This is a genomic window from Bacillus stercoris (genome assembly GCF_029772985.1).
GTDB classification, from domain to species: domain Bacteria; phylum Bacillota; class Bacilli; order Bacillales; family Bacillaceae; genus Bacillus; species Bacillus stercoris.
Map to the genome: position 1 here is coordinate 413,806 of NZ_CP121861.1, position 26,846 is coordinate 440,651.

General features: G+C 44.5%; 26 protein-coding genes. 19 read left to right on the top strand and 7 right to left on the bottom strand.

Annotated elements, in window-relative coordinates; translation table 11 throughout:
* Positions 1–14 precede the first annotated feature (14 nt).
* On the bottom strand, positions 15–173 hold the full coding sequence (gene slrA / locus QA442_RS02185; RefSeq protein ID WP_014665849.1) for a transcriptional regulator SlrA: 159 nt from the start codon (positions 171–173) through the stop codon (positions 15–17).
* Positions 174–527: 354 nt separating this feature from the next.
* Between slrA and slrC the strand changes: the two genes are divergently transcribed.
* The 4 genes from slrC (at position 528) to galT (ending at position 4,400) form a co-directional block, all read left to right on the top strand.
* Positions 528–1,199: a transcriptional regulator SlrC gene (slrC, locus tag QA442_RS02190; RefSeq protein WP_095431108.1), complete on the top strand. Its 672-nt coding sequence runs from the start codon at positions 528–530 to the stop codon at positions 1,197–1,199.
* Between the two features lie 17 nt (positions 1,200–1,216).
* Positions 1,217–1,600: a GtrA family protein gene (locus QA442_RS02195; RefSeq protein WP_095431109.1), complete on the top strand. Its 384-nt coding sequence runs from the start codon at positions 1,217–1,219 to the stop codon at positions 1,598–1,600.
* Positions 1,601–1,682: 82 nt separating this feature from the next.
* Positions 1,683–2,855, top strand: a complete 1,173-nt coding sequence (locus QA442_RS02200; protein WP_095431110.1) for a galactokinase — start codon at positions 1,683–1,685, stop codon at positions 2,853–2,855.
* A gap of 3 nt (positions 2,856–2,858) precedes the next feature.
* A complete protein-coding gene (gene galT, locus QA442_RS02205) occupies positions 2,859–4,400 on the top strand; it encodes a UDP-glucose--hexose-1-phosphate uridylyltransferase (RefSeq protein ID WP_095431111.1) in 1,542 nt (513 codons plus the stop codon).
* A 70-nt stretch (positions 4,401–4,470) separates the two neighbouring features.
* Here galT and QA442_RS02210 read toward each other — a convergent pair whose 3' ends face one another.
* Positions 4,471–4,716, bottom strand: a complete 246-nt coding sequence (locus QA442_RS02210) for a GlsB/YeaQ/YmgE family stress response membrane protein (protein ID WP_009968363.1) — start codon at positions 4,714–4,716, stop codon at positions 4,471–4,473.
* 514 nt (positions 4,717–5,230) lie between these two features.
* On the opposite strand from QA442_RS02210, the gene qoxA reads away from it, so the two are divergent.
* The 4 genes from qoxA to qoxD are packed head-to-tail and all read left to right on the top strand — an operon-like array spanning position 5,231 to position 9,177.
* Complete coding sequence (gene qoxA / locus QA442_RS02215) at positions 5,231–6,196, top strand: cytochrome aa3 quinol oxidase subunit II (protein ID WP_010886637.1); 966 nt, start codon at positions 5,231–5,233, stop codon at positions 6,194–6,196.
* A 27-nt stretch (positions 6,197–6,223) separates the two neighbouring features.
* Positions 6,224–8,173: a cytochrome aa3 quinol oxidase subunit I gene (gene qoxB / locus QA442_RS02220; RefSeq protein WP_095431112.1), complete on the top strand. Its 1,950-nt coding sequence runs from the start codon at positions 6,224–6,226 to the stop codon at positions 8,171–8,173.
* Between the two features lie 13 nt (positions 8,174–8,186).
* Entirely contained in the window at positions 8,187–8,801 is a 615-nt protein-coding gene (gene qoxC, locus QA442_RS02225) for a cytochrome aa3 quinol oxidase subunit III (RefSeq protein WP_069150551.1), read from the top strand.
* A 1-nt stretch (position 8,802) separates the two neighbouring features.
* Entirely contained in the window at positions 8,803–9,177 is a 375-nt protein-coding gene (gene qoxD / locus QA442_RS02230; protein WP_014665842.1) for a cytochrome aa3 quinol oxidase subunit IV, read from the top strand.
* Positions 9,178–9,218: 41 nt separating this feature from the next.
* On the opposite strand, the gene ywcE is transcribed toward qoxD, so the two are convergent.
* Positions 9,219–9,482 carry a spore morphogenesis/germination protein YwcE gene (gene ywcE, locus QA442_RS02235; protein ID WP_003227411.1) on the bottom strand — a complete coding sequence of 88 codons (264 nt, stop codon included), beginning with the start codon at positions 9,480–9,482 and terminating at the stop codon, positions 9,219–9,221.
* A gap of 227 nt (positions 9,483–9,709) precedes the next feature.
* On the opposite strand from ywcE, the gene QA442_RS02240 reads away from it, so the two are divergent.
* The 4 genes from QA442_RS02240 (at position 9,710) to QA442_RS02255 (ending at position 14,280) form a co-directional block, all read left to right on the top strand.
* Complete coding sequence (locus QA442_RS02240) at positions 9,710–10,855, top strand: GNAT family N-acetyltransferase (protein WP_095431113.1); 1,146 nt, start codon at positions 9,710–9,712, stop codon at positions 10,853–10,855.
* A 208-nt stretch (positions 10,856–11,063) separates the two neighbouring features.
* Entirely contained in the window at positions 11,064–12,248 is a 1,185-nt protein-coding gene (locus tag QA442_RS02245; protein WP_095431114.1) for an FtsW/RodA/SpoVE family cell cycle protein, read from the top strand.
* A gap of 106 nt (positions 12,249–12,354) precedes the next feature.
* Positions 12,355–13,104: an oxygen-insensitive NADPH nitroreductase gene (nfsA, locus tag QA442_RS02250; RefSeq protein WP_014665840.1), complete on the top strand. Its 750-nt coding sequence runs from the start codon at positions 12,355–12,357 to the stop codon at positions 13,102–13,104.
* A 174-nt stretch (positions 13,105–13,278) separates the two neighbouring features.
* Positions 13,279–14,280 (top strand): LLM class flavin-dependent oxidoreductase, encoded by a 1,002-nt coding sequence (locus QA442_RS02255; protein WP_095431115.1) that lies wholly within the window; start codon positions 13,279–13,281, stop codon positions 14,278–14,280.
* Between the two features lie 36 nt (positions 14,281–14,316).
* On the opposite strand, the gene vpr is transcribed toward QA442_RS02255, so the two are convergent.
* Entirely contained in the window at positions 14,317–16,737 is a 2,421-nt protein-coding gene (gene vpr, locus QA442_RS02260; protein WP_095431116.1) for a serine protease Vpr, read from the bottom strand.
* A gap of 529 nt (positions 16,738–17,266) precedes the next feature.
* Between vpr and QA442_RS02265 the strand changes: the two genes are divergently transcribed.
* Together QA442_RS02265 and sacT are read left to right on the top strand one after the other, a co-directional pair.
* Complete coding sequence (locus QA442_RS02265) at positions 17,267–17,569, top strand: hypothetical protein (RefSeq protein WP_003222155.1); 303 nt, start codon at positions 17,267–17,269, stop codon at positions 17,567–17,569.
* A gap of 39 nt (positions 17,570–17,608) precedes the next feature.
* The gene (gene sacT / locus QA442_RS02270; RefSeq protein WP_014665835.1) at positions 17,609–18,439 is read left to right on the top strand and encodes a sac operon transcriptional antiterminator SacT; all 831 of its coding nucleotides are present in this window, start codon (positions 17,609–17,611) and stop codon (positions 18,437–18,439) included.
* Positions 18,440–18,478: 39 nt separating this feature from the next.
* Here the strand turns inward: sacT and QA442_RS02275 are convergent, their stop codons facing one another.
* Positions 18,479–19,249, bottom strand: coding sequence for a formate/nitrite transporter family protein (locus QA442_RS02275; protein WP_095431117.1), 771 nt, complete (start codon positions 19,247–19,249; stop codon positions 18,479–18,481).
* Between the two features lie 300 nt (positions 19,250–19,549).
* On the opposite strand from QA442_RS02275, the gene scrA reads away from it, so the two are divergent.
* From scrA to QA442_RS02290, 3 genes are all read left to right on the top strand, one after another.
* Positions 19,550–20,935 (top strand): PTS system sucrose transporter subunit IIBC, encoded by a 1,386-nt coding sequence (scrA, locus tag QA442_RS02280; RefSeq protein ID WP_095431118.1) that lies wholly within the window; start codon positions 19,550–19,552, stop codon positions 20,933–20,935.
* Complete coding sequence (gene sacA / locus QA442_RS02285; protein ID WP_095431119.1) at positions 20,932–22,371, top strand: sucrose-6-phosphate hydrolase; 1,440 nt, start codon at positions 20,932–20,934, stop codon at positions 22,369–22,371. Before scrA ends, sacA begins: the two co-directional genes overlap by 4 nt.
* Before the next feature lie 93 nt (positions 22,372–22,464).
* Positions 22,465–22,713 (top strand): hypothetical protein, encoded by a 249-nt coding sequence (locus QA442_RS02290; protein ID WP_014665831.1) that lies wholly within the window; start codon positions 22,465–22,467, stop codon positions 22,711–22,713.
* 89 nt (positions 22,714–22,802) lie between these two features.
* On the opposite strand, the gene QA442_RS02295 is transcribed toward QA442_RS02290, so the two are convergent.
* Positions 22,803–23,618 carry a bifunctional hydroxymethylpyrimidine kinase/phosphomethylpyrimidine kinase gene (locus QA442_RS02295; protein ID WP_071581866.1) on the bottom strand — a complete coding sequence of 272 codons (816 nt, stop codon included), beginning with the start codon at positions 23,616–23,618 and terminating at the stop codon, positions 22,803–22,805.
* A 190-nt stretch (positions 23,619–23,808) separates the two neighbouring features.
* Between QA442_RS02295 and QA442_RS02300 the strand changes: the two genes are divergently transcribed.
* Together QA442_RS02300 and QA442_RS02305 are read left to right on the top strand one after the other, a co-directional pair.
* Positions 23,809–24,615, top strand: coding sequence for a glycosyltransferase family 2 protein (locus QA442_RS02300; protein WP_047183375.1), 807 nt, complete (start codon positions 23,809–23,811; stop codon positions 24,613–24,615).
* A gap of 13 nt (positions 24,616–24,628) precedes the next feature.
* A complete protein-coding gene (locus QA442_RS02305) occupies positions 24,629–25,306 on the top strand; it encodes a uracil-DNA glycosylase (RefSeq protein ID WP_071581867.1) in 678 nt (225 codons plus the stop codon).
* Positions 25,307–25,330: 24 nt separating this feature from the next.
* On the opposite strand, the gene QA442_RS02310 is transcribed toward QA442_RS02305, so the two are convergent.
* Positions 25,331–26,701 carry an aldehyde dehydrogenase gene (locus QA442_RS02310; protein WP_095431120.1) on the bottom strand — a complete coding sequence of 457 codons (1,371 nt, stop codon included), beginning with the start codon at positions 26,699–26,701 and terminating at the stop codon, positions 25,331–25,333.
* Positions 26,702–26,846: the final 145 nt, after the last annotated feature.

A 26,846-nucleotide genomic window follows, 5' to 3' on the forward strand; every position in this document is an offset into this window, starting at 1 on the left:
TCCGCCTGTTCGGATTAGTCTTGGCGGACGGTTTTTTTGTGGTTTTTCTTTCTCGATGCTGCTTCAGATTCTAAAAACTGCCTCACATCATGAATGCCTAATCCAATGGATCTAGCTTCTTGAATCAACATATGCCAACCTTTGTCCAAATCTTTTTTAACATGAGTTTTCATAGTAACCTCCAATTGTATAAAATGTTTTCCTGCAACATGCGGGCAATAAAAGACAAGCCGGCGCGATGATGAGGCGAGTACAACAAATTTCACACATAGTTGCTCGGTGTTCACAAACTGAAGGAAAAACCACCTACCTATTCCCTAAAAAAATGACTAATATAACCAATGGATCTTAATTATAATAATAAACAATTAAATACTGACTGGATAGTATGTAAATGAAAATAAATCAATTAGCCTATTAAAAATGACCCCTGGGAAACCGAATAGCATAACCGTTCAAAGAAATAAATACCGCTAAAGATTGATCCGGTGTAAGATAAGGGTAATCATTACCGCCAGGAGAAAAATATGAAAAAAAACAAATTTCAAATCAAAAGAGAAGCAACATTTGAAAGTTTTATAGAAGCTGGCGTGAATTTGTTGATTGATCGAGCGTATGATCCGGTTTCTGTAGAAGATATCAGCAGAGCCGCCGGATACAGCAAAGGAGCGTTTTATGTTCATTTTGTCAGCAAGGACGATTTTCTGCTGTATCTTCTTGAAAAACGCCAGATGAAAAAAAAGATCATTATAGGGTACCTTGATCAAATGGAGCGGGAATCAGTGAAATCGCTGACATTGGACGAGGCTGCAAAACACGCTGCAGAACTGCTTTATTCCTATTACATAAATAAACCGTCGTGGGACATTACCTCGTTTGCCATGAACATGCCGACATATAAAGTCTTACAGAAATGCAAGGCCTATGTCCGGCTGTACGAATTGTGGGTGGAAGAAAATGTGTTGTTTATTAATTGGCTGAAGGAGAGAAAGCTGATTGACGCCTGTATTGATCCGGAATATACGGCTAAAATAATATGTGCAGTCCTCGACGGAATCATCAAACAATCATATGTATTGGGCCAGCCCGCCACCTTCCGCAGCTTTTTAGACGCACTTTCGGCATTTTTCACCTTAGACAGAGCGCACGAGAGGCCAAGAATTTTGAAAAGTTTTTCAGAAAGCGAGGAACATCAGTGAAGTATAGAGAAATGATTATGTATGTCATTATGGGGGTTTTCACAACCATTGTGAATATCGCCAGCTTTTATATATTGGTAGAGATGATAAATATGGATTACAAAGCCGCCACTGTCGCTGCTTGGATTTTGTCCGTGCTGTTTGCTTACATAACAAATAAATTATATGTGTTTCAGCAAAAAACACATGATCTGCAGAGCCTGCTGAAAGAGATCACTGCTTTTTTCAGCGTTCGGGTCCTGTCTCTCGGCATAGATTTAGGCATGATGATCATTCTTGTCGGCCAGTTCAATACAAATGAAACCTTGGCCAAAATACTCGACAACGCAGTCATTGTTGTCGTCAACTATGTTGCGAGCAAATGGCTCGTCTTCAAAAAAACAAAAGAAGAAGGGGTATGACAGAGGACAGTAGCATATGATCTACCGTTTTCTCTGAAGAAATAAAGGGAATAAAAAATAAAAACCAGAAAGGTGATTGCACATGCGGGAAGAGCTAAAGGGGATATTTGCAAGTGTATTCGGAGAAAAAGAGGGATTACGGTTTTTTTTCGCACCTGGAAGAGTGAATTTGATTGGAGAACATACTGACTATAACGGCGGGCATGTATTTCCGTGCGCGCTGACAATGGGTACATATGCTGCTGTTGCAGAAAGAAACGACGGGCTTGTCCGGATGTATTCAGATAACTTTAAAAACGCAGGCATCAAGGAGTGCAGCCTTGGCGACATTCACTATCAAAAAGAAGACGACTGGGCGAACTACCCGAAAGGCGTTATTTATGAATTCCAGCAGAGGGGCTATTCTGTTCCCCATGGCTTTGACATTGTATTTTCAGGAAATATTCCAAACGGGGCGGGGCTGTCGTCGTCCGCTTCTATTGAACTGCTGATGGGAGTCGTCCTCCAAAGCTATTTTCATCCTGAAGTAGATGCGCTTGAGCTTGTGAAAATGGCGCAGCATGCGGAAAACCACTTTATCGGCGTCAATTGCGGGATTATGGACCAATTCGCAATCGGAATGGGGAAAAAACATCATGCGATGCTGCTGAACTGTGACACGCTTGACTATGAATATAGCAAGCTCGATGTCTCTGGCCTCGCGCTGGTCATCGCGAATACGAACAAAAAAAGGACATTGGCAGACTCAAGCTATAATACGAGACGCCAAGAATGCAACGATGCATTGCTTGATCTGCAAAAAGGCCTCGATATTGCCTCGCTGGGCGACGTCACGCCTTCTGATTTCGATGCGCATTCCAGCCTGATCCAAAATGAAACGAACAGACGACGGGCAAAGCACGCTGTATACGAAAATCACCGTGCCATCAAGACAGCCCATATGTTCAAAGAAAACAATATAGATGAGATCGGGCGTTTAATGAAGGAATCCCATCTTTCATTGAAGGATGACTATGAAGTAACATGCCCTGAACTTGATGAGCTTGTGTTTGCGGCGTGGGATCACGAAGGTGTAATTGGATCAAGAATGACGGGCGCGGGCTTCGGCGGCTGCACCATCAGCATTGTAAAAGATGTGTTTGTGGATGATTTTATTCAAAAAGTTGGAGACAGATATCAAGAAAAAACAGGGCTCCAAGCGGATTTTTATGTCGCCGATATCGGAGAAGGAGCAAGAGAACTAAAGGGGGAGTGACACATGAGTATTGTAGAACATCTGGAACAGCTGCTTGAGTATGGCCTAGAACGAAAACTGATTTCAATCTGGGATCGGGAATATACGAGAAACCGTCTTTATGAAGCGCTGGGCATCACACATCCCGAGCCGGTCTCCAGCACCTCTATTAAGCAGTCACAAAGCCTTCCGGACTTACTCGCTCCCATTTATAAATGGGCTGCGGAAACCGGCCGAATGGAAGCGGATACAGATACGTACCGTGACCTGCTCAGCGCAAAGCTGATGGGCTGTTTTGTACCTCCTCCATCCGAGGTCATTCGCAAGTTTGAAGAAACAAAAGCATTATACGGCCCAAAACAGGCGACAAAGGAATTCTATCAATATTCAGAGGATGTCTATTATATACGTACTGACAGAATCGCCAAAAATGTTCATTGGACAGTACCGACCGAATATGGCGAGCTGGAAATGACCATTAACCTATCCAAGCCTGAAAAGGACCCGAAAGCGATTGCGGCTGCAAAAGAGCAGGTGCAGACAAATTATCCGATGTGTTTGCTGTGTAGAGAAAATGTCGGGTTTGAGGGAAATGTGAATCATCCAGCCCGGCAAAATCACAGAATCATTCCAGTCATCCTTGAAGACGAACAATGGTTTTTGCAATTCTCGCCATACGTCTATTATCCAGAGCATTGCATCGTCTTAAAAGGTGAACATGAACCGATGGAGATCAGCAAAAAAACATTTGAAAGGCTGATGTCGTTTCTTGGGCAGTATCCGCATTATTTTATCGGTTCGAACGCGGATCTCCCGATTGTCGGAGGCAGCATCCTAACCCATGATCATTTTCAAGGCGGCGCGCATGATTTTCCAATGGCACGTGCAGAAGCGGAAGACGTTTATGACTTAAATGATTATCCCAGCGTGTCGCTGGGCTTAGTGAAGTGGCCGATGTCTGTGCTCAGGCTCCAAGGAGACAAACCGGATCGTGTCGCTGAAGCTGCTGATCATATCTTCCGCACGTGGCAAACGTATTCCGATGAAAAAGCCGGCATTGCCGCCTATACAGGCGATACGCCCCATAATACGGTCACACCGATTGCGCGGCGCAGGGGAGACCTGTACGAACTCGATATCGTCCTGAGGAACAACCGGACAAATGAGGAGCATCCATTAGGAATATTTCATCCTCATCAGGAAGTCCACCATATTAAAAAAGAAAATATCGGCCTGATTGAGGTCATGGGATTGGCGATATTGCCTGGCCGCTTACAGGAGGAAATGAAAGAAACGGCAGCGGCGCTATGCTCTGCTGATCCGAAAACAGCCTTAGAACAAAATCCGCTCACGGCAAAACATAGTGAATGGGCTCTTCGGATGATGGAAAAAAGAACCATAACGAAAGAGAATGCAGATCTAGTCATAAAGGAAGAGCTGGGACAGGTATTCGCGCGCATTCTTGAACACGCCGGTGTATTTAAACAGACAACAGAGGGAAAACAGGCCTTCAGAACGTTCATCGATCAGTTGGGCGCCAAACCAGTCAAAAGCCTCAACCGCTAAGGTTGAGGCTTTTTCGATTTTTATGCAAAACAAAACACCCAAAGCGCTGACGCTTCGGGTGCTGTTGCATTTATCCTCTTTTTCTGGTTAACAGGCTTACTAGAAAGACAACAATGGCTGCGCCGATTACCGCTGGAATAATGGCGAATCCGGCTAGGTGTGGCCCCCATGTTCCAAGCAGCCCATGTCCGATCCAGGCGCCAATAAGACCTGCGATCATAGACCCAATAATTCCTCCGGGCATATCTCCTTTTACAAAAAGGCTTCCAAGCCATCCGATAATAATAGCTACGATAAGTGAAATAAGAAAACTCATCATGCAACACATCCTATTTTTTATTATTTGCTTATATCATTCCTCATTTTTGTACAAGATAAACAACTGGATGCTCTCTTTGAAAAATGCGGACAATTCAGAGCATATTGGCTCTTCATTGAGCCTTTTCTTTCAATATTTGATGCGTTAAAATGGTAACCATGTGAAAAGATGCTAGACAAGGAAAAAATAATTCCTATCTAGAAAGTTTAACAAAATGAAACTTTTGATTGACCTAAGTTTTTTATTGTGGTAAACCTTAATTTGTCAGAATTAGTTCTTCATCATCTTTCTTTACTTTATATGCGGAAATAACTAGAAACTTTTCATCTTAAGCGATAGATGTGAATAAAGTTGGAGCAATTTTTGTCGATTTTATGACATTTAAGCGAAAATGGGATGAAGTTTATAAAAAAATAAAGCTAATAAGTGAACTTTTTGATAGCATAACAAAGTAGAGAAAAGATTTTGAGGAAGTATGCACTTCAGATTTATTACATCAATAGGAAGGATGGTGATCTTCTTGTTCAGAGCATTAAAACCGTTGCTTGTATTAGCGCTGTTAACTGTGGTTTTCGTCCTTGGGGGATGCAGCAATGCTTCAGTACTAGATCCGAAAGGGCCTGTAGCTGAACAGCAAAGTGATTTAATCCTGTTATCTATCGGATTTATGCTGTTTATCGTCGGGGTCGTCTTTGTTCTATTTACCATTATTTTAGTAAAATACCGCGACCGTAAAGGCAAAGATAATGGATCTTATAACCCAGAAATTCACGGTAACACGTTTTTAGAAGTAGTCTGGACAGTGATCCCAATTTTAATCGTCATCGCACTTTCTGTGCCAACAGTACAGACGATATATTCGTTAGAAAAAGCTCCTGAAGCAACAAAAGACAAAGAGCCTCTTGTTGTTTACGCTACTTCGGTAGACTGGAAATGGGTATTCAGCTACCCTGAACAGGATATTGAAACGGTCAACTACTTAAACATTCCTGTCGACCGCCCGATCTTGTTCAAAATCTCATCTGCAGATTCAATGGCTTCGCTATGGATTCCTCAGCTTGGAGGACAAAAATATGCGATGGCCGGAATGCTGATGGATCAATACTTACAGGCTGATAAAGTGGGTACTTACGAAGGCCGTAATGCGAACTTCACAGGTGAACATTTTGCAGACCAAGAGTTTGATGTGAATGCAGTCACAGAAAAAGACTTTAACAGCTGGGTGAAAAAGACTCAGAACGAGGCTCCTAAGCTGACAAAAGAGAAGTATGATGAATTGATGCTTCCTGAAAATGTGGACGAATTAACGTTCTCTTCTACTCACCTGAAATACGTTGATCACGGACAAGACGCTGAGTACGCGATGGAGGCGCGCAAACGCCTTGGCTATCAAGCCGTTTCACCGCACTCTAAAACAGATCCGTTTGAAAACGTAAAGAAAAACGAATTTAAGAAGTCTGATGATACAGAAGAATGATATTGATCAGGAAAGGAGGAAGCCCGCATGAAAATGAAATGGGACGAATTTTTCGTAACTGGTGACCCATTAATTCTGGGCGCACAAGTTTCCATTGCGCTTTCAACCATTGCCATCATTGTTGTACTGACTTACTTCAAAAAGTGGAAATGGCTTTGGTCTGAATGGATAACTACTGTTGACCATAAAAAACTCGGAATCATGTATATTATATCTGCTGTAATTATGTTATTCCGCGGCGGTGTTGACGGTCTGATGATGCGTGCCCAGCTAGCGCTTCCGAATAACAGTTTTTTAGACTCAAACCACTATAATGAAATTTTTACAACTCACGGTACAATCATGATCATCTTCATGGCGATGCCGTTCTTAATCGGTCTTATCAACGTTGTTGTACCTCTTCAAATCGGTGCTCGCGACGTTGCGTTCCCTTACTTGAACAACCTGAGCTTCTGGACGTTCTTTGTAGGTGCGATGCTTTTCAATATTTCATTCGTAATCGGAGGTTCTCCGAACGCAGGCTGGACGAGTTATATGCCGCTTGCAAGTAACGACATGAGCCCTGGGCCGGGTGAGAACTACTACCTCCTCGGACTTCAGATTGCCGGTATCGGTACCCTGATGACAGGGATCAACTTTATGGTAACAATCTTAAAAATGAGAACAAAAGGCATGACATTAATGCGTATGCCAATGTTCACATGGACAACACTGATCACAATGGTTATTATCGTGTTTGCGTTCCCTGTACTTACAGTAGCATTAGCACTTTTATCATTTGATCGTTTGTTCGGCGCTCACTTTTTCACATTGGAAGCAGGCGGTATGCCGATGCTTTGGGCTAACTTGTTCTGGATTTGGGGACATCCTGAAGTATATATCGTTATTCTTCCGGCATTTGGTATTTTCTCAGAAATCATCTCAAGCTTTGCAAGAAAACAATTGTTTGGTTACAAAGCGATGGTTGGTTCTATTATCGCCATCTCTGTATTGAGTTTCTTAGTTTGGACTCACCACTTCTTCACAATGGGGAACAGTGCGTCAGTTAACTCATTCTTCTCAATTACGACAATGGCAATCTCAATCCCAACCGGGGTTAAAATCTTTAACTGGCTCTTTACGATGTATAAAGGCCGAATCAGCTTTACAACACCTATGCTGTGGGCGCTTGCGTTCATTCCTAACTTCGTAATCGGCGGGGTTACAGGGGTTATGCTTGCGATGGCAGCAGCGGATTATCAATACCATAATACGTACTTCCTTGTATCTCACTTCCACTATGTGCTGATCGCGGGTACTGTATTTGCTTGTTTCGCCGGATTTATTTTCTGGTATCCAAAAATGTTCGGCCACAAGCTGAACGAAAGAATCGGAAAATGGTTCTTCTGGATCTTTATGATCGGTTTCAATGTATGTTTCTTCCCTCAATATTTCTTGGGGCTTCAAGGCATGCCTCGCCGTATTTACACATACGGACCAAACGACGGCTGGACAACATTGAACTTTATCTCAACTGTCGGAGCTTTCATGATGGGTGTAGGATTCTTAATCCTTTGCTATAACATCTACTACAGCTTCCGTTACTCTACTCGTGAAATCAGCGGAGATTCATGGGGTGTGGGACGTACGCTTGATTGGGCGACTTCTTCTGCGATTCCGCCGCATTACAACTTTGCGGTGCTTCCTGAAGTCAAATCTCAAGATGCATTCCTGCATTTGAAAGAAGAAAAAACTGAATTATACCCTGAAAGCAAATTCAAGAAAATCCATATGCCAAGCAACTCAGGCAGACCGTTCTTTATGTCTGTTGCCTTCGGTCTTGCAGGCTTTGGACTTGTCTTTGAATGGTACTGGATGGGCGTAGTCGGATTGATCGGAGTCCTGCTCTGCATGGTTCTGCGTTCATTCGAATACGACAACGGCTACTACATTAGTGTTGATGAAATAAAAGAGACGGAAAGAAAGATTTCCGAATAAGGAGGCGTGAGTTATGGAACATGCAGAACACGGCAATTCTAACGCGCCTATGGAATATCAATCTGAAACCGGCAGACTTAATATACTCGGGTTTTGGATCTTTTTAGGGGCAGAAATTGTGTTGTTCTCAACACTATTTGCAACCTTCTTCGTTCTTAAAAACAGAACAGCTGGAGGTGTCTTGCCAGACGAACTTTTTGAAGTCAATCTGGTAATGATTATGACGTTCTTGCTGCTTATCAGCAGCTTTACCTGCGGGATCGCTGTTCATGAAATGCGCCGCGGAAGTTTAAAAGGCGTCGTCATTTGGACAATTATCACTCTTCTTCTCGGTGCCGGCTTCGTCGGATGCGAGATCAGCGAGTTTGTCCATTATGTACATGAAGGAGCGGCTCTCAGTACAAGTGCGTTCTGGTCTGGATTCTTTGTTTTACTTGGAACTCACGGAACTCACGTAACAATCGGTATTTTCTGGATTACAGGAATTCTGATTCAGTTGAAGAAACGCGGCTTAACTCCGCAAACTTCATCTAAAATCTTTATCTCAAGCTTGTACTGGCACTTCTTAGATGTTGTATGGATTTTCATCTTTACAGGTGTCTATCTCATGGGATTGGGGGGTCTGTAAAATGGCAAACAAATCTGCTGAACACAGTCACTTTCCATGGAAGCACATTGTAGGTTTTGCACTGTCTATCGTTTTGACCCTGCTGGCTCTATGGGTTGCAGTGTATACTGACCTGAGCTCATCAGCAAAACTTTGGATTATCTTCGGTTTCGCCTTCATTCAGGCGGCGCTGCAGCTTCTCATGTTCATGCACATGACAGAGAGCGAAAACGGCACAATCCAAGTCGGAAACACGCTGTTCGGATTCTTTGGCGCGATCGTTATCGTACTTGGCTCCATCTGGATTTTCGCGGCTCACTATCACCATGGTGACCACATGGACGGAAATCCTCCTGGAGGCGCTAAACACTCAGAGCACTCAGGCCACAACGAATAATACAAAAACCCTCTTCGTGAGAAGAGGGTTTTTTGCTGTCTTCAGCTGCTTCGCTTTCTGCGAAGATACGGAAGACCGTAAATGATAAATGCAGCGATATGAGCGACAATGACGTTGACGGCAAACAAGATAATCATGAGAGTGTGTCCTAGTGGAGAAAGGCTTTCTGTTGCGTAAAAGAAGAAGAATACCCACATTAAGATGATTGGCGGAATAGCTGAGAGTGCGACTTTTTTGTTATCAAGCCAAATAAAGAGAGGCGTTGCGCTGGCAACCAATAAGTAAGCGAAAAACATGTCCATCATACCCGTCTCCTTTCATTTTGTGATAACGTTTACAAAAATGAAATAGAGGAACTGAGTTGTGTCTGTTTTGTGGTTGTTTTGTGAACATTCTGTTACAATTATTATACCATGTTTTCCAGAAATTGATACACGTTTTCGTGAAAATGAGTTAGACCTATTGTCTTATTTTTATGCTTTATAAGATAGGAGATTGTACGGAGCTTTCTTTTAGAACAGGGGGAATGTAGATGTATCAGGTAATAAAGCTTGAAAAAGAAGACTGGCGGGAAGTAATCAGTATGTCTGAATATGCTTTTCAGAAAGAACTTAGTGATGAGGAACGAGAAGAGAAAGTAAAAGCTTTAGAGAACCATTACATCATCGGAATCAAAGAACAAGAGAAACTCCTTTCTAAGCTTCACATCATTCCCTTTTCTGTCATGCTGGAAGAGCAGGAGATGAAGATGGGAGGTATTGCCGGGGTAGCAACCTGGCCTGAATACAGAAGAAAAGGAACAGTAAAGGAACTTATTCTAGACGCTCTAACGATTATGAAGAAAAGAAACCAAACCATCAGCTTTTTGCATCCGTTCCTGATCTCCTTTTACCGCAAATTTGGCTGGGAACTCTGTTTCTATCAAAAACGCCTGACTTACCTTAAAGAACAGTTTCAAAAACTAGGCGATGCCCCTGGGGACGTGAGAAGGCTTCAAAAGGATGAAACAGGTGCAGTGAATGCCATCTATAATCAGTACAGAACGAAGCATAATGGGCTGATGAAGCGTTCAAAGGAGCATTGGACAGAGAAGATCCATGGAATGAAAGCTATGTACATCTCTGAAGATGGGGTGCCCTGTGGATATCTTGTGTATGACATCAAAAATAAAACGATGCGAGTTGAGGAATTTGTTTATTTGAACAGAGAGGCACAGAGAGGCTTGTGGAATTTTATTTGCCAGCATGATTCGATGCTAAATGAAGCGGAACTGACTGTACGGATGGAGGAAGATCTTGATTTTTTAACTGCCGAACCTCGGGTCAAACAAGAGATATATCCTTATAGTATGGCGCGCATCGTTGACGTTGAAGGTTTTTTACGGGAATATCCAAAATCTCGGGTAACAGCTCCCTTTGACTTTAAGGTAACGGATCAATGGGCACCGTGGAATCAACAGACTTTCCGCATCGATTCGCAGCAGGTGCAGATCGTTCCAGAAAAGTCATCTGACCATCTAATAGAATGCAGCATATCTTCTTTAACCGCTTTCTTCCTAGGCGCCAGAAGTGCCCGTTTCCTTTTTGAAGCAGGCATGATAAAAGGACCGGCATCGGAAATCAAACGGCTTGATGACGACTTTCAACTAAAACCTCCATTTCTTATGGATTTCTTTTAACCCCTTATTTAAAAGGGGTTTTTTTATTTGAAAAGTTTTGTGTCAATCGAAACATTTCGGTTTATCATACGTCATATGTCGTGTAGCTGAAAAGCGCCGCAAGTGCGGAAAAAACTTAAAAGGAAGCGAGCTTCACGTGTCATCTTGAACGTGGTTCATGTATAATAAACATTAGTGATTTTCCGATGAAAATGTAAGGCGGGATAGAATGAGTCGATATAAGAAACAGCAAAGCCCCTTTTACCAGGGGGATTTGATTTTTATATTTGGTGTGTTTTTTATTATAAGCGTATTGGCGATTTATGCTGCCGGTCAGTTTGGGCAGTATGGAGATAATGCCTGGACGAAACAAATTATTTATTATGCTTTGGGGGCTATTGCCATTTCGGTGTTGCTGTATTTCGATTTGGAGCAGCTTGAAAAACTGAGTTTATATGTATTTTTATTCGGGATTTTGCTTCTTTTGATATTGAGAGTCAGTCCTGAGTCTATTGCACCAGTGAAAAACGGTGCAAAAAGCTGGTTTCAGTTTGGTTCTGTAACGTTACAGCCCTCTGAATTTATGAAAATCGGGCTCATGATGATGGTAGCCTCGGTGATTTCAAAAGCAAGCCCTAAAAAAATCCGAACGCTCAGAGATGATGTGCATCTTTTGCTTAAGATTGCAGGTGTATCGGTAGTGCCGATCGGACTTATCCTTCTTCAGGATGCTGGTACAGCCGGGATATGTATGTTTATTGTGATTGTCATGATCTTTATGTCAGGAGTAAACTGGAAGCTGATCGCAATCATTGGTGGTTCTGGTATCTTACTTATTTCTCTTATTTTATTAGTGATGATTAATTTTCCTGATGCTGCTAAATCAGTTGGGATTCAAGAGTATCAAATAAAGAGGGTAACATCCTGGGTTTCTGATACAAATGGAACAACTCAGGAAGATGCAAACAGCAGCTGGCAGGTTGATCAGGCTGTTATGGCTATCGGCTCAGGCGGCATTGTCGGAAATGGCGTTCACAATTTGAAGGTGTATGTACCAGAAGGACAGACCGACTTTATCTTCGCCATTTTGGGTGAAAGCTTTGGCTTTATAGGCTGTGCGATTGTCGTCATCATGTTCTTCTTCTTAATCTACAGGCTTGTCGTTCTGATAGATAAAATACATCAGTTTAACCGTTTTGCTTCCTTCTTTTGCGTTGGCTATACGGCGTTAATTGTCATCCACACATTCCAGAATATCGGAATGAACATCGGCATTATGCCTGTTACCGGGATTCCGTTGCTGTTTGTCAGCTATGGTGGAAGCTCGACGCTTGCAACGCTAATCGGTTTCGGGATTGTGTATAACGCGAGTGTGCAGCTGACGAAATACAGAAGTTATCTCTTTAATTCTTAAGATGAAGACAGCCTTTTCAGAGGTTGTCTTTTTTTTGTGCAGAGCATTTCACTTTTGGGAATACTTTTTTTCGGATATGATAAAAAGAGATAAGGAGGTTCTTGTGATGAATAACACAATCGAAACCATTTTGAATCATCGGTCAATCCGGTCTTTTACTGATCAGCTTTTGACAGCTGAAGAAATTGATACATTAGTGAAAAGTGCGCAGGCTGCGTCTACATCCAGTTATGTGCAGGCATATTCGATTATCGGGGTTTCTGATCCTGAGAAAAAACGTGAGCTGTCTGTGCTTGCTGGGAATCAGCCTTACGTTGAGAAGAACGGGCACTTTTTTGTATTTTGTGCGGATTTGTACCGCCATCAACAACTGGCTGAGGAAAAAGGGGAACATATTTCTGAGCTGCTCGAGAATACGGAAATGTTTATGGTTAGCTTGATTGATGCGGCGCTGGCAGCGCAAAATATGAGCATTGCGGCTGAATCTATGGGGCTTGGCATTTGTTATATCGGCGGCATTCGGAATGAGTTGGACAAGGTGACAGAGGTGCTGCAAACGCCTGACCATGTGCTCCCGCTATTCGGGCTGGCAGTAGGTCATCCAGCGAATCTATCCGGCAAAAAACCGAGACTGCCAAAGCAGGCCGTTTATCATGAGAATGCGTATAATGTGAACGCAGACGATTTCCGTCATACTATGAATACGTATGACAAAACCATTTCTGATTACTATAGAGAAAGAACAAACGGACAGCGGGAAGAAACGTGGTCCGATCAAATACTGAACTTTATGAAGCAGAAGCCGCGTACGTATTTAAATGACTACGTGAAAGAAAAGGGCTTTAATAAAAACTAAAGCCAACCTCTCCGTCTAGGAGGGGTTTTTATGTTTCACGTGTAACATATTCCGACAAATAGGGACATGCTTTCACAAATAAATGGCGAATGATGGGGGACACTGATAAGCAGTGTGAGCGGCTTTGGAGAAAAATTAGGGGATCAGTGATACGATGAGGATGAGGTGGTAGGGATGGTTTCATTAAGTATATTAGATCAATCTCCAGTATCAGAGGGCTGCAATGCAGAAATGGCCTTACAGCAAACCGTTGCGCTTGCCCAAGCTGCTGAGGACCTTGGATATAAGAGATTTTGGGTTTCTGAGCATCACTTTTCTAAACGGCTGGCAGGCTCCAGTCCTGAGGTGCTCATCAGTCATATAGCGGCGAAAACAAAGCGAATCCGCGTTGGATCAGGAGGAGTTATGCTGCCGCATTACAGTGCTTATAAAGTAGCTGAAAACTTTCGTGTTCTGGAGGGGCTGACACCGGGAAGAATTGACCTGGGGCTTGGCAGAGCACCGGGGGGAATGCCGATTGCATCATGGGCGCTGAATGACGGCGGTAAGCGCAATGCTGATCAGTATCCGCAGCAAATTAAGGAGCTGACCATGTATTTGCATGATTTGGCGGATGACAAACACCGTTTTCCGAATCTGACGGCTGCGCCGCATATTTCAACTGCTCCGGATGTATGGCTGCTAGGCTCTTCTGGAGAAAGCGCGCTGCTCGCCGCGGAATCTGGCGCTGGCTATATGTTTGCCCATTTTATCAATGGAGAAGGCGGAGAGGATACTGTCAGACAGTATAAGAGACGATTCAAACCGTCTGTGTTAGGAGATACGCCTCGAGCGGCAGTTGCTGTTTTTGTTCTTTGTGCTGACACAGAGGAGAAGGCAGAGGAGCTTGGGGCTGTCCTCGATTTTACGCTTTTGGCGGGAGAGCAGGGGATTCCTTTAGAGGGAGTTCCTTCGTATGAAGCTGTTCGGAAAAATACGTACTCTCCCTATGAACAGAGACGAATTGCTGATAATCGAAATCGAATGATTGTTGGTACGAAAGAACAGGTTAAGGAGCAGTTGCTAGCTTTGAGTAAAGCGTATGAAACAGAGGAAATCATGGTGGTGACCATTACACATCATTTTGAAGATAAGCTCCGGTCGTATCGTTTATTGCAGGAGGCGTTAGCTGACTGATCGTTAAAAAGCCCTGCCAATCGGCAGGGCTTCTTCTTATTCAACAGTGAAAGGCTCTTCGGTCAAAACCTGGCTTGATTTGCCTTTGTTCGCGGCATAGGCGAGCAAGTAATACTCTCCGGCCGGAAGCTTGGTTCCGCCATTAATCGTGCCGTCCCAGTCAAAGTACTGATAACCTTTATCTTGATTTTTATAAATGCCTGCTTGGCCTGCGAAATCAAGATTGCTGTCATAGACGAGGAACGCCAGCTCTTCCGCTCCCGCAGGAAGGTATGTTTCAATTTGATAGGTGCCTTGTACAGACCCTTCACTGACGGAGACAGATGTGACTCTCGGATAATCGGGCTCTTTCACAATCAGCAGTGTAGGTACCTTAGCAACCGTTTTTCCGCCTTCTCTGACGATAACTGTTCCTTCATATGTGCCAGCTTTTGTTTTTTTCGTATTGACTTTTACTTTTGCAGTGGCTTTTCCGGTTTGATGTGCCGGAATCACAACACGGCTTGTCCCGGATGTGGAGATGCCGCTGCCATTAAATGAATATTCCAGTGTGTATGACTTTCTAATGGAAGATTGATTTTCAATCGTAAACGTTTCTTTTTTCGTTTCATTTCCGTTTTCCTTCAAGAATGTGCCGTATGAATAGCTTCCAGGAGAGACGAGCGAATCGGCTTTGATCGCGTTCATAATTCTTGCGCTGCCCGCGCCTTGGGCATTATGCGGATATACTTCCCCATCGCCATCCTTTAAAGTGACGGCGGTATTCATGATGGCAGCTTTAATCTGTTCAACGCTCCATTTTGGTTTGGCTTGTTTAATAACGGCAACAGCTCCGGCGATATGAGGCGATGCCATGCTTGTTCCTTGTTTTGATCCGTAGCCGTAAGGATGGTCAGAATTGTGTGTTGGGATCGTGCTGACGATATTGACGCCTGGCGCGGAAATATCAGGCTTAATCATCCACGTATCCATAACAGGGCCGCGTGATGAGAAATCAGCCACTTGTTCACCGAGCGCTTTTGAGACTGTCAATTTGAATGTTGTTTTTGTCTCACCAGCCTTCAGGGCGCTGACGAGTTTTTCGCCGTCTTCTAATGAAAGCTTAATCGTTGGGACAGACATGCCTGGCACATTGGCTTCAATTTCTCCAGAGAAGTTGTTATACACAACCATGCCGATGGCACCGGCCTTTTTAGCGTTATCCGCTTTATCCACAAATGCAATGCTGCCTCGTTTGACAACGGCGACTTTGCCTGTCAGGTCTTTTCCTTCAAAGTCCTTTGCTTCGCCGATTCCCGCTTCGACGAGCTCAACTTCTTTGTTATTGAGTGCTTTGACCTCGTCCTCCTTGTTATAGCCCATCACTTTTGCTGAAGAGTAGGAGCCGAATTTGACGGCGTATTCATTGAGCGGCAGCTGAGTCGCACCGACAGAGATCGCTTCTCTTGATGTGCCAGGCGATCCGACTGTCCAGCCGTTCGGTCCGCTGTTGCCGTTTGATGTAACAGCGACAACCCCTTCTGACATGGCCCAGTCAAGTGCTGTGCTTGTCGCCCAGTCCGGGTTGTTTAAAGAGTTTCCGAGAGACAGGTTCATCACATCTGCTCCGTCCTGTACAGCGCGTTCCACGCCAGCAATGACGTTTTCCGATGTCCCGCTTCCGCCAGGGCCTAACACACGATAAGCAAGAAGTGTGGCATCAGGCGCAACGCCTTTAATCGTTCCGTTTGCAGCCACAGTTCCGGCTACGTGTGTGCCGTGGTCCGTTGCACCGCCCCTTGGATCGCCGGTTGGTGTTTCTTTTGGATCGTAATCATTGTCCACAAAATCGTATCCTTTATATTGTCCAAAGTTTTTCTTCAGATCTGGGTGATTGTATTCAACCCCAGTATCAATAATCGCCACCTTGACGCCTTTTCCTGTGTAGCCTAAATCCCATGCATCGTTTGCTCCGATATAAGGCGCACTGTCATCCATTTGCGGAGATACGGCGTCTTCAGAGATCGTGACGTCTTTATCCTTCATATTGTCTGTTTTATACGTGACGTTCGGGTATACTGCCTTCACGTCTTTTACCGCGAGAAGTTTTGGAATCTCATTAGCTGGGAGTTTCATAGAGAAGCCTGAGAATACCTGCTCATATTCCCGGTTTACTTTTCCGTTTTTCACCGCTTTGATTGCTTTGTTTTTTGCTTTTGTGCGAGCGGTTTTCAGCTTGCTTTTCGATTGGCTTTCTCCAGCTTCCTTCGCTTCTGCCAAGGATTTTTCTTTTAATTCCACTATAACGGTTGTTTTTTTGCTTGTTGTCATGTCGATATCACCGAATATCTCGGCTTTTTCCAGGTCAGCCGACGTTTTTGAAGACGGCGGTGCTGCCTTGACGCCCGTAACACCTGTGGATAACGTAAAAAATAAGACGAAACTGACAAGCAGAAAGCGAATGATCCCCTTTTTCAATGTGTTTCCCCCTTTGTATTTAGAAAAAATGTGAAAGATCTAGTATATATTTCTTGAAAATTCAAAAAAATCCTTGTGTCATTTGGACCATTTATTGGATTTTGTTTGTGTATAAGGAAGGAGTTATACACAGAACCCTGTGCATAAGTGAATAAACCTGTGTATATATATAGTTGGGAATAAATGTTCGTATACAAAATATAGATAGAGTTTGTGGACATGTGGATATCTCTTGTGATTAAGTTGTTCTTATCTTTGGGATAACTTGTGTATAAAGTTTTCAAACCGTTCTCCAATTTTCATTTCAATTCTTTCAGCTTTCAACAAAACTTCTAAAAACTAGTTGGTTTTTTCACTCATATTGTGACAAAGAATTCTCTTTCAACGGTCTATCATAGAGTCATGAGTTTTGCTAGAGCTGCTAGTTTGCGAGAAAAGAAATCGGCCGTCTTTTCCTGCGGGCTGCGGCTGAGAAAACGGGCTGCTAAAAAAGGCTGCCTGCCAAAAAGAAGCGGAGGGATGTTTTTCTATGAAACGTTTGCTTGTATCTTTACGGGTGTGGATGGTCTTTTTGATGAACTGGGTGACGCCGGACAGAAAAACTGCGGCTGCCGCGGTCTACTCGGCTCAGCGTACATACCAAAGAAAGGCGGCGGTGCAAGCCGCGGGACTTGTTTCGTTTTATGAATGGCGGATGGCTGTGAATGAGGAAGAAAAACAGAAAGCGAAAGCCGCCGCGCTTTATAAAAGAAGGTGTTTGCAAGCCTTCAAGGAATCGCCAAAGCAGGAGAGAGCGGGCCCGCATCTTTACATGGCGGTCAAAAGGAGGTAAAATCCCAGTCAAAAGCAAATTGGCGGGAGAGATAACCTCTTGAAAATCTATAAAGTATTAAACAACAATGCGGCTTTAATAAAAGAGGATGATCAGGAAAAAATCGTGATGGGACCTGGAATCGCTTTTCAAAAAAAGAAAAATGATCTCATCCCTATGAATAAAGTGGAAAAAATCTTTGTCGTGCGCGACGAGAATGAAAAATTCAAACAAATCCTGCAAACACTGCCGGAGGAGCATATAGAGATAGCTGAAGATATCATCAGCTATGCGGAAGGGGAGCTCGCGGCGCCGCTGAGCGACCACATTCATATCGCGCTTTCTGACCATTTATCCTTTGCGATCGAAAGGGTTCAAAATGGGCTGCTTGTGCAGAATAAATTGCTGCATGAGATAAAAGCGCTCTATAAAAAAGAATACGAGATCGGCCTATGGGCGATCGGACATGTAAAAGAGACATTGGGCGTGTCTCTGCCTGAAGATGAAGCGGGTTATATTGCCCTTCACATCCATACGGCCAAGATGGATGCGGAGAGCATGTATTCAGCGCTGAAGCATACGACCATGATCAAAGAAATGATAGAGAAAATAGAACAATACTTTAATCGAAAGGTGGATGAAAACAGCATTTCCTATCAACGCCTTGTCACGCATTTGCGATACGCGGTCAGCCGGTTGGAATCAAATGAAGCGCTCCATCATATGGACGAGGAGATGCTTTATTTCATCCAAAAAAAGTATTCATTTGCCTATCAATGTGCGCTGGAGCTGGCGGAGTTTTTGAAAAATGAATATCAATTACAGTTGCCGGAATCCGAGGCCGGCTATATCACGCTGCATGTCCAGCGTCTTCAAGATCTCTCGGAATAACCGCTTTGACTTGCAGGGAGTGATCTCTGGAAGTTTTTTTTATTGATCAGGATTGAGTGTGTAGTACATCCAGCCCATCATGACCATTCCCGCGGTCAGATTCCCGAGCGTAACGGGAATTAAGTTTCGGACTGCTCCCATCAGTGTCACTGTATCAGGGTGCTCGACCAAAAGTGAGATGGCGAATGTGCACATATTGGCAATGCTGTGTTCAAAGCCGGAAATAAAGAAGCAGAAAACGAAAAGCATCATGGTAAAGAGCTTTGCTCCTTCCCCTTTGAGAGCCATTGGAATGAAAAAGGCGAGGCAGACAAGCCAATTGCACAGAAATCCTCTGAAAAACAGCTCGGAAGCCGGCGGCTCCATTTTGTGTTCTGCCAGATGAATCAAAAAGGAATGTACGGAAGACTCCTCAAAAAGCCCTGTCGCACTGATCAGGATGGCAAACAAAATGGCGCCGATTAAATTGCCGGCATAGCTTGATATCCACAAGTACAGGGTATCGCGCCAGCGGAGTTTTTTTCGGAGCGCGGTATAGGTGAAATAAAAGGTATTGCCGGTAAATAAATCTCCGCCTCCGTAAGCGATCAGCACAATAGCGGCCCCGAAAGTGACAGCGGCTGCCGGAAAGGCAAATGGAGAATCAGCCATATAGAAATAACTGCCGGTTTTACTTGCTGCTGTAATGCCAAAACCAATAAACATACTGGCCAAAATGGACCGAAGCACATAACGGATTTTGCTTGAAGCGAATATGTTTTGTTTTTTCAAAGCGTACTGTTCAACCTTTTGCAATGCTTGAGTTTCCATGGTCTTTTCCTGCTTTCTATCATGATTGAGCATAGTATAGCATGATATTGTGAACTATTTCACAAATATTTTTTACGAATTTTTGTCTACATGTTTTATCAAACTATTTAACTAAAAAGTAGTTGACGAAAACGCTGTCATGTTTTATGATGAAAGCGTATTCTCAATCTGAATAAGCGGGATTGTGACTGGTAAAGCAGGCAAGACCTAAAATTTGCGAAATGAAAAAAGGATCACTGTGTCCTTTATTCGTTGGCGAATTTTAGGTCTTTTTTGTTTAAATAAAAGGGGGAGAAACAGATGGATTACAAAGAGACTGCAAAACGCCTCATTGAGCTTCTCGGAGGGAAAGATAACATTATCAGCGCGGCTCATTGTGCAACAAGACTGCGTTTAGTGATGAAAGATGAATCAAAGATAGATCAAGCACAGGTTGAAGAGCTTGATGGTGTCAAAGGGGCCTTCAGCAGCTCTGGCCAGTACCAGATCATTTTCGGAACAGGCCTTGTGAATAAAGTATTCGATGTTTTTTCTAAAGAAGCTGATATTGAGCGTGAGGAACACGTCAATCATCAGGATGCGGCAAAAGAAAAGCTGAATCCCGCTGCGAGATTTGCGAAAACGCTTTCTAATATTTTTGTCCCAATTATCCCGGCTATTGTAGCCAGCGGCCTATTAATGGGATTGCTGGGTATGATCAATGCGTTTCATTGGATGAGCAAGGATTCTGCGGTTTTTCAGCTGCTTGATATGTTTTCAAGTGCAGCATTCATTTTCTTGCCTATTCTAATTGGAGTAAGCGCTTCAAAAGAATTTGGCAGCAACCCATACTTGGGAGCGGTCATTGGGGGAATCATGATTCATCCAAACCTTCTGAATCCATGGGGTTTGGCTGAAGCGACACCTGATTATATGCATCTTTTCGGATTGGATATCGCGCTTCTAGGTTATCAGGGAACTGTCATCCCTGTTCTGCTGGCGGTTTATGTAATGAGCAAGGTAGAGAAATGGACAAGAAAAGTGGTTCCGCATGCGGTGGATTTGCTTGTTACACCTTTTGTTACTGTAATCGTCACCGGGTTTGTTGCTTTTATCGCGATTGGCCCTCTGGGAAGAGCCCTTGGCTCCGGGATTACGGTTGCTTTAACTTATGTGTATGACCATGCCGGTTTTGTTGCAGGTTTGATTTTCGGGGGCACGTATTCACTCATCGTACTGACAGGTGTTCATCACAGCTTCCATGCGATTGAGGCGGGGCTAATTGCAGATATAGGCAAAAACTACTTGCTGCCGATCTGGTCAATGGCGAATGTCGCACAAGGCGGGGCTGGCCTTGCCGTCTTCTTTATGGCCAAAAAAGCAAAGACAAAAGAAATCGCGCTTCCGGCAGCATTTTCCGCCTTTCTCGGCATTACTGAGCCCGTCATATTCGGAGTTAACCTTCGCTACCGAAAACCGTTTATCGCCGCGATGATCGGAGGCGCATTGGGCGGTGCTTATGTCGTCTTTACTCATGTTGCTGCAAACGCTTATGGGTTAACGGGTATTCCGATGATCGCCATTGCTGCACCGTTTGGCATGGGCAACTTGATCAACTATCTGATTGGAATGGTCATTGCGGCAGTGTCAGCGTTCATTGCAGCATTTGTCATGAAGATTAATGAGGATGAGGGGAGAAAAAAATGACAGCACATGATCAGGAGCTTCGTCGCCGGGCTTATGAAGAGGTGGAGAAAAAAGAGCCTATCGCTGACAGCGATCCGCATCGCCAGCATTTTCACATCATGCCGCCGGTTGGGCTGCTGAATGATCCGAATGGCGTGATTTATTGGAAGGGCACCTATCATGTATTCTTTCAGTGGCAGCCGTTTCAGACGGGGCACGGCGCGAAATTTTGGGGGCATTATACGACACAGGATGTTGTGAATTGGAAGCGGGAAGAGATTGCGCTGGCTCCGAGTGATTGGTTTGATAAAAACGGCTGCTACTCGGGCAGCGCTGTCACGAAAGACGATCGGCTCTATCTGTTTTACACAGGAAATGTCAGGGACCAGGAGGGAAATCGGGAAACGTATCAATGCCTTGCTGTTTCTGACGACGGGCTGTCCTTTGAGAAAAAGGGTGTTGTCGCCCGCCTTCCGGAAGGATATACGCCCCATTTTCGCGACCCGAAGGTATGGGAGCATGAAGGTACATGGTATATGGTGATTGGTGCGCAAACGGAAAATTTGAACGGGCAGGCTGTATTGTTTGCTTCTGATAACCTGACGGAGTGGCGATTTCTTGGCCCGATAACTGGCGCGGGATTCAACGGGCTGGACGATTTTGGATACATGTGGGAATGCCCTGATTTATTTTCCCTTCAAGGGTCCGACGTGCTGATTGTCTCGCCTCAAGGGCTTGAGGCTGACAGTTTCCTTTATCAGAACGTGTACCAGTCAGGTTATTTTGTCGGGCGTCTCGATTATAACAAGCCTGAACTGAAGCATGGTGATTTTAGGGAACTTGATCAAGGTTTTGATTTTTACGCACCGCAAACACTTGAAGACGATCAGGGAAGGCGGATTTTGTTTGCATGGATGGCGGTGCCTGATCAGGATGAAGGGTCCCATCCGACCATTGACTACCACTGGATTCACTGCATGACGCTGCCGAGACAGCTGACGCTTTCAGGCCAGAAGCTGATTCAGCAGCCGCTGCCTGAGCTAAAAGCCATGCGCAGAAATGAGAAAAAAATACACATCAACATGCATGGATCATCTGGTACGCTTCCAGTGGAAAAACCTGAAAGAGCTGAGATTCTGCTGGAAGACATTCATACGGAGTCTGGCTTTTCAATCAGTATCCGCGGAACGGCTACGTTTTCCTTCCATAAAGACGCGGGGATTGTTACGCTGGAACGAAAGAGCTTTGACGGAAAAAGAACAGAAGCAAGACATTGCCGCATCAAGGATTTGCATACCGTACACATGTTTCTCGACGCGTCATCTGTGGAAATCTTTATGAATAACGGAGAAGAGGTTTTTAGTGCAAGATATTTTCCTTTCCCGGGAAATCATGAAGTAACAGCCAGTTCGACCGGGAAATCTGAAATGAATGTCGGAATTTGGACCCTTATGTAGAAAATCCTTCTATTTTCTTATGTGAAATCTAAGCCATCTGTGCTATTCTTCAACGATAACCTACTATTTTTTTCTGTAAAAGGAGTTGTTTTCTTGAATATACATGAACAGAAGATAACACCGGCATGTTTGGAAAAGGCTGCGGACCAAGTTGAAGATAAGCGGGAAGAATATAAGGATGTGCTGCTTCAGCTGAAAAAAATGCTTGGCGGAACAACACCGCACAGTGAAACGGCGGAAATTCTCACGCGGGCATATGAACAAATGAAGGAATATGCACTTTTTGTTCAGTCGATAGAAGCATTTTTGAGGAAATCTGCAAATAATTTAAAAATCAAATAAACAGGCTGCCGAGGGGATCGGCAGTTTTTTCTGTGAAAAGTCTTCGGTGATTTAAAAGGGGCTGCCTCTCAGTAAGGCAGCCGCTTTTTTTATGATTGTTGATTCAGGCGCAGCGCAGAATGCTTCGTAGGTCCGACATACTGGTTTAACGGGAAGGATTCTTTAATGGCAGCTGTGATGAATTCTTTCGCTGCGTAAATGGCTTCTTTGACTTCCGCACCTTTGGCAAGCTCCGCTGTCACGGCTGCTGAGAATGTACAGCCTGCGCCATGTGTATAAGGCGTATCGATCATTTCGCTTTCAAGGACTTCCGCTGTTTTACCGTCATAGAGAACATCAACGGCTTTCTCGTGCTTGAGTTTGCCTCCGCCTGTAATGACGACATATTGAGCGCCGAGTGCATGAATTTTTTTCGCGGCTTCGATCATATCGTCAACTGTTTTTAGTTCATCCATGCCGCTGAGCTGGCTGGCTTCAAACAAGTTTGGCGTAATGACAGTGGCTAGCGGAGCCAACTGCTGACGCAGGGCTTGGGCATGCTCTGGATAAAGGACTTCATTAGCACCTTTGCAAACCATAACCGGGTCAATTACCACATTTTTTAATTGTTTTTCTTTGATCGTTTTTGCTGCAAGCTCGATAATGTCAACGGTTGGCAGCATTCCTGTTTTCATGGCGTCCACACCGATGCCGTCCGTAATTGTTGCAAGCTGGGCGCGGATTGTATCCGTATCGATCGGGAATACCTGGTGGTCCCAGCTGTTATTCGGGTCCATCGCAACGATCACCGTTAAGGCGGTCATCCCGTATACGTTTTTTTCTTGGAATGTTTTTAAATCAGCTTGAATCCCAGCACCGCCGCTGGAATCTGAGCCGGCAATGGTGAGTGCTTTATGCATAGACATGTCTTGAACCTCCATCGTGTTTTGTCTTTCATTATAGTTAGATTTTCTCTGTATCACAATATAGAAGGCTTAGCAAATCATCTGGTATTCTCAAGGTCACCTTTCCTGTTTCAGTAGGATATTCCCACTGATCTCCCGTCCAATATATGTTTTAATAGTACATGACTATGAAAATGAGAAGGAGAGCATCATGAAGATTTCTATCGTAATTGTGACCTATAATCGGATTCCGGCTTTGTGTGAGCTTTTGGAGTCGATTTCCCGCCAGACCTTGAAGCCGTATGAAATTATTATCGTAAATGATGCGGGGGAATCGGTCGTGCCAGTCAAAGCACTGTATCCGGAGCTGCCGATTGCTGTCATCAATTTAGAAAAGAACTCGGGGCATGTGGCTGCGAGAAATGCCGGTGTAAAAGAGGCGTCTGGCGATTGCATTATGCTGTGTGATGACGATGATTTCTTTACGCCAGGGCATGTGGAGAGAATGGCGAAGGAAATAGAAACGGCAGATTTCGTTCATTCTGATGCGGAAATTGTCTCGTTTGAAGAGAAAAACGGAACAAGATATCCTGTTTCACGGAAGCTGTTTGCTTATACCGCAGACTATGAGGATATGAGAGTGTTCTCTACATATGTGCCGTCGGGCAGCATGTACAGACGTTTCTTGCATGATGAAATCGGGTATTTCGATGCTGATGTGCACAATTATTGGGACTGGGATTTTTATTTACGCGCGGCCAAGGATTACCGGGTGAAGCGGGTCCCTTGCGCCAGTGTGATTTATGCCTTCAGTGACGCGGGAGACAATCAGTCTGCGGACCTTGGCGCCAAGCGGAAGCAATATTTGGATCGGTTAAGTGAAAAGCACGGACTCGGAGAGCTGCCGACGAAAAACTTTGCCGTCCTGCTTGAAGAGCCTGAGATGAAAAGGCGGGAAGCAAAAAGTGAAATGGTTTGGGATGGCGAACCTGTTTATTCCAGACTTCATCGTTCGTAAGGAGGCCTGAATCTTGAAACAGCTTTTACAAGACAGCTGGTGGGATCAGCTAAAAGAAGAGTTTGAGAAACCGTATTATCAAGAGCTCAGAGAAATGCTGAAGCGGGAATACGCGGAGCAAACGATTTATCCGGACAGCCGGGACATTTTCAATGCGTTGCATTATACGTCCTATGATGATGTCAAGGTCGTCATTCTGGGGCAGGATCCGTATCACGGGCCGGGACAGGCTCAAGGCTTAAGCTTCTCCGTAAAGCCGGGTGTAAAGCAGCCGCCTTCGTTAAAAAATATTTTTCTTGAGCTGCAGCAGGACATCGGATGCAGCATCCCAAATCACGGATCGCTTGTGAGCTGGGCAAAGCAAGGGGTTCTTTTGCTGAATACTGTGCTGACAGTAAGGCGCGGACAGGCGAATTCCCATAAGGGAAAAGGCTGGGAGCGTCTGACAGACCGGATTATCGATGTGCTGAATGAAAGAGAGCGGCCGGTTATCTTTATTTTGTGGGGACGGCATGCTCAAATGAAAAAAGAACGGATCGACACGTCCAAGCATTTTATCATTGAATCAACGCATCCCAGCCCGTTTTCTGCAAGAAACGGATTTTTCGGGAGCAAACCGTTTTCCCGGGCGAATACCTATTTGGAGAAAATGGGAGAGGCGCCGATTGATTGGTGTATTAAGGATTTGTAAAAAGCGCAGGTGATCTGCGCTTTTTTATTTGAGTATTTTTCGAATCATTCGCAGCCCGTTTTTGGAGGAAGGATAACGAAATGCGAAGTCGAAGCGGTTCGTTTGTTTGACGATGCTTTTTTTGTGCGTAAACGTGTTAAAGCTGTCAAATCCGTGATAGCTGCCGATGCCGCTTTCCCCGACGCCGCCGAATGGCAAATACGGCGTCGCAACATGCATTAACGTATCATTGACACAGCCTCCGCCAAACGACAGATTCTCTAAAACAGCGCGCTCAGTTTCTTTGTTTGTGGTGAAGAGATACATGGCGAGCGGCTTTGGGCGCGATTGGACTTTCTCAATGACTTCCCCGATATCACGGTATGTAAAGAGCGGAAGAATCGGCCCGAAAATCTCCTCCTGCATCACTGGAGAGTCATCTCTCACTTGTTCGAGAATGGTCGGCGCAATTTTGTGATGATCAGGATCAGATTGTCCGCCTGTGAGCGGGATGCCATCATTCAGAAAGCTGAGCAGCCGCTGATAGTGCCGTTCACTGACGATTTTCCCGTACTGCGGATTTCGTTCAGGCTGAGGGCCGTAAAATTCTCTGATTGCATGCTTCATTTCTTCCGCCAGCTTCGTTTTGATGTCCTCGTGGACAAATAAATAATCCGGTGCGATGCAGGTTTGTCCCGCATTTGTAAATTTCCCGAAGACGATGCGTTTTGCGGCAAGCCGTATGTCAGCATCCTTATGGACGATGCAGGGGCTTTTTCCGCCGAGCTCCAAGGTTACGGGAATTAATTGTTTGGCGGCGGCCTCCATGACGACTTTTCCCACGGCTACGCTGCCTGTAAAGAAAATGTAGTCAAAGGGCTGCTGTAATAATGCCGTGCTGACGTCGGGCCCGCCTTCTGCCATAGCGACATAATCGGTCGGAAAAACGCTGCTGATGAGTTTCGAAAGTGCAGCGGAAACAGCCGGCGTATATTCTGACGGTTTGAGAACGACCGTGTTCCCCGCCGCAATGGCTCCAATCAACGGGGAAAGCGCCAGCTGCAAGGGATAGTTCCAAGGCGCAATCACCAAAACGGTTCCATACGGCTCAGGAATGATGATGCTTTTGGAGCCTAGATGAGTCAGCGGCGTTTTGACTCGTTTCGGCTTGGACCATTTTCTCAGCCGTTTCATGACAAAGCTGATTTCCTCCAAGACGATTCCGATTTCTGTTGAGTATGCTTCTTGCTCGGATTTATGGAGATCCTGGTAGAGAGCGGCTATGAGATCGGCTTCATGAGTTCTGACGGCTTGTTTCAGCTTCCGCAAAATGTTCAGTCTCGATTCAAGCGGTCTCGTATGTCCCGCCGCAAAATAGGTTTTATGCTTGCTGATGATAGAGGGGCTGCTGTTCATTCCGTCTCTCCTTTTTGTAAGGTATGGTGATTTATTATGTGAAAAATTTCTTCTGCTTGTCAATTGCGCAGGGTTTGTCAGAAAAAATAACAAACTCATTTCTGCGTTCACGGCAGGAATTTGATAAAATGCAGGAAGATAACAT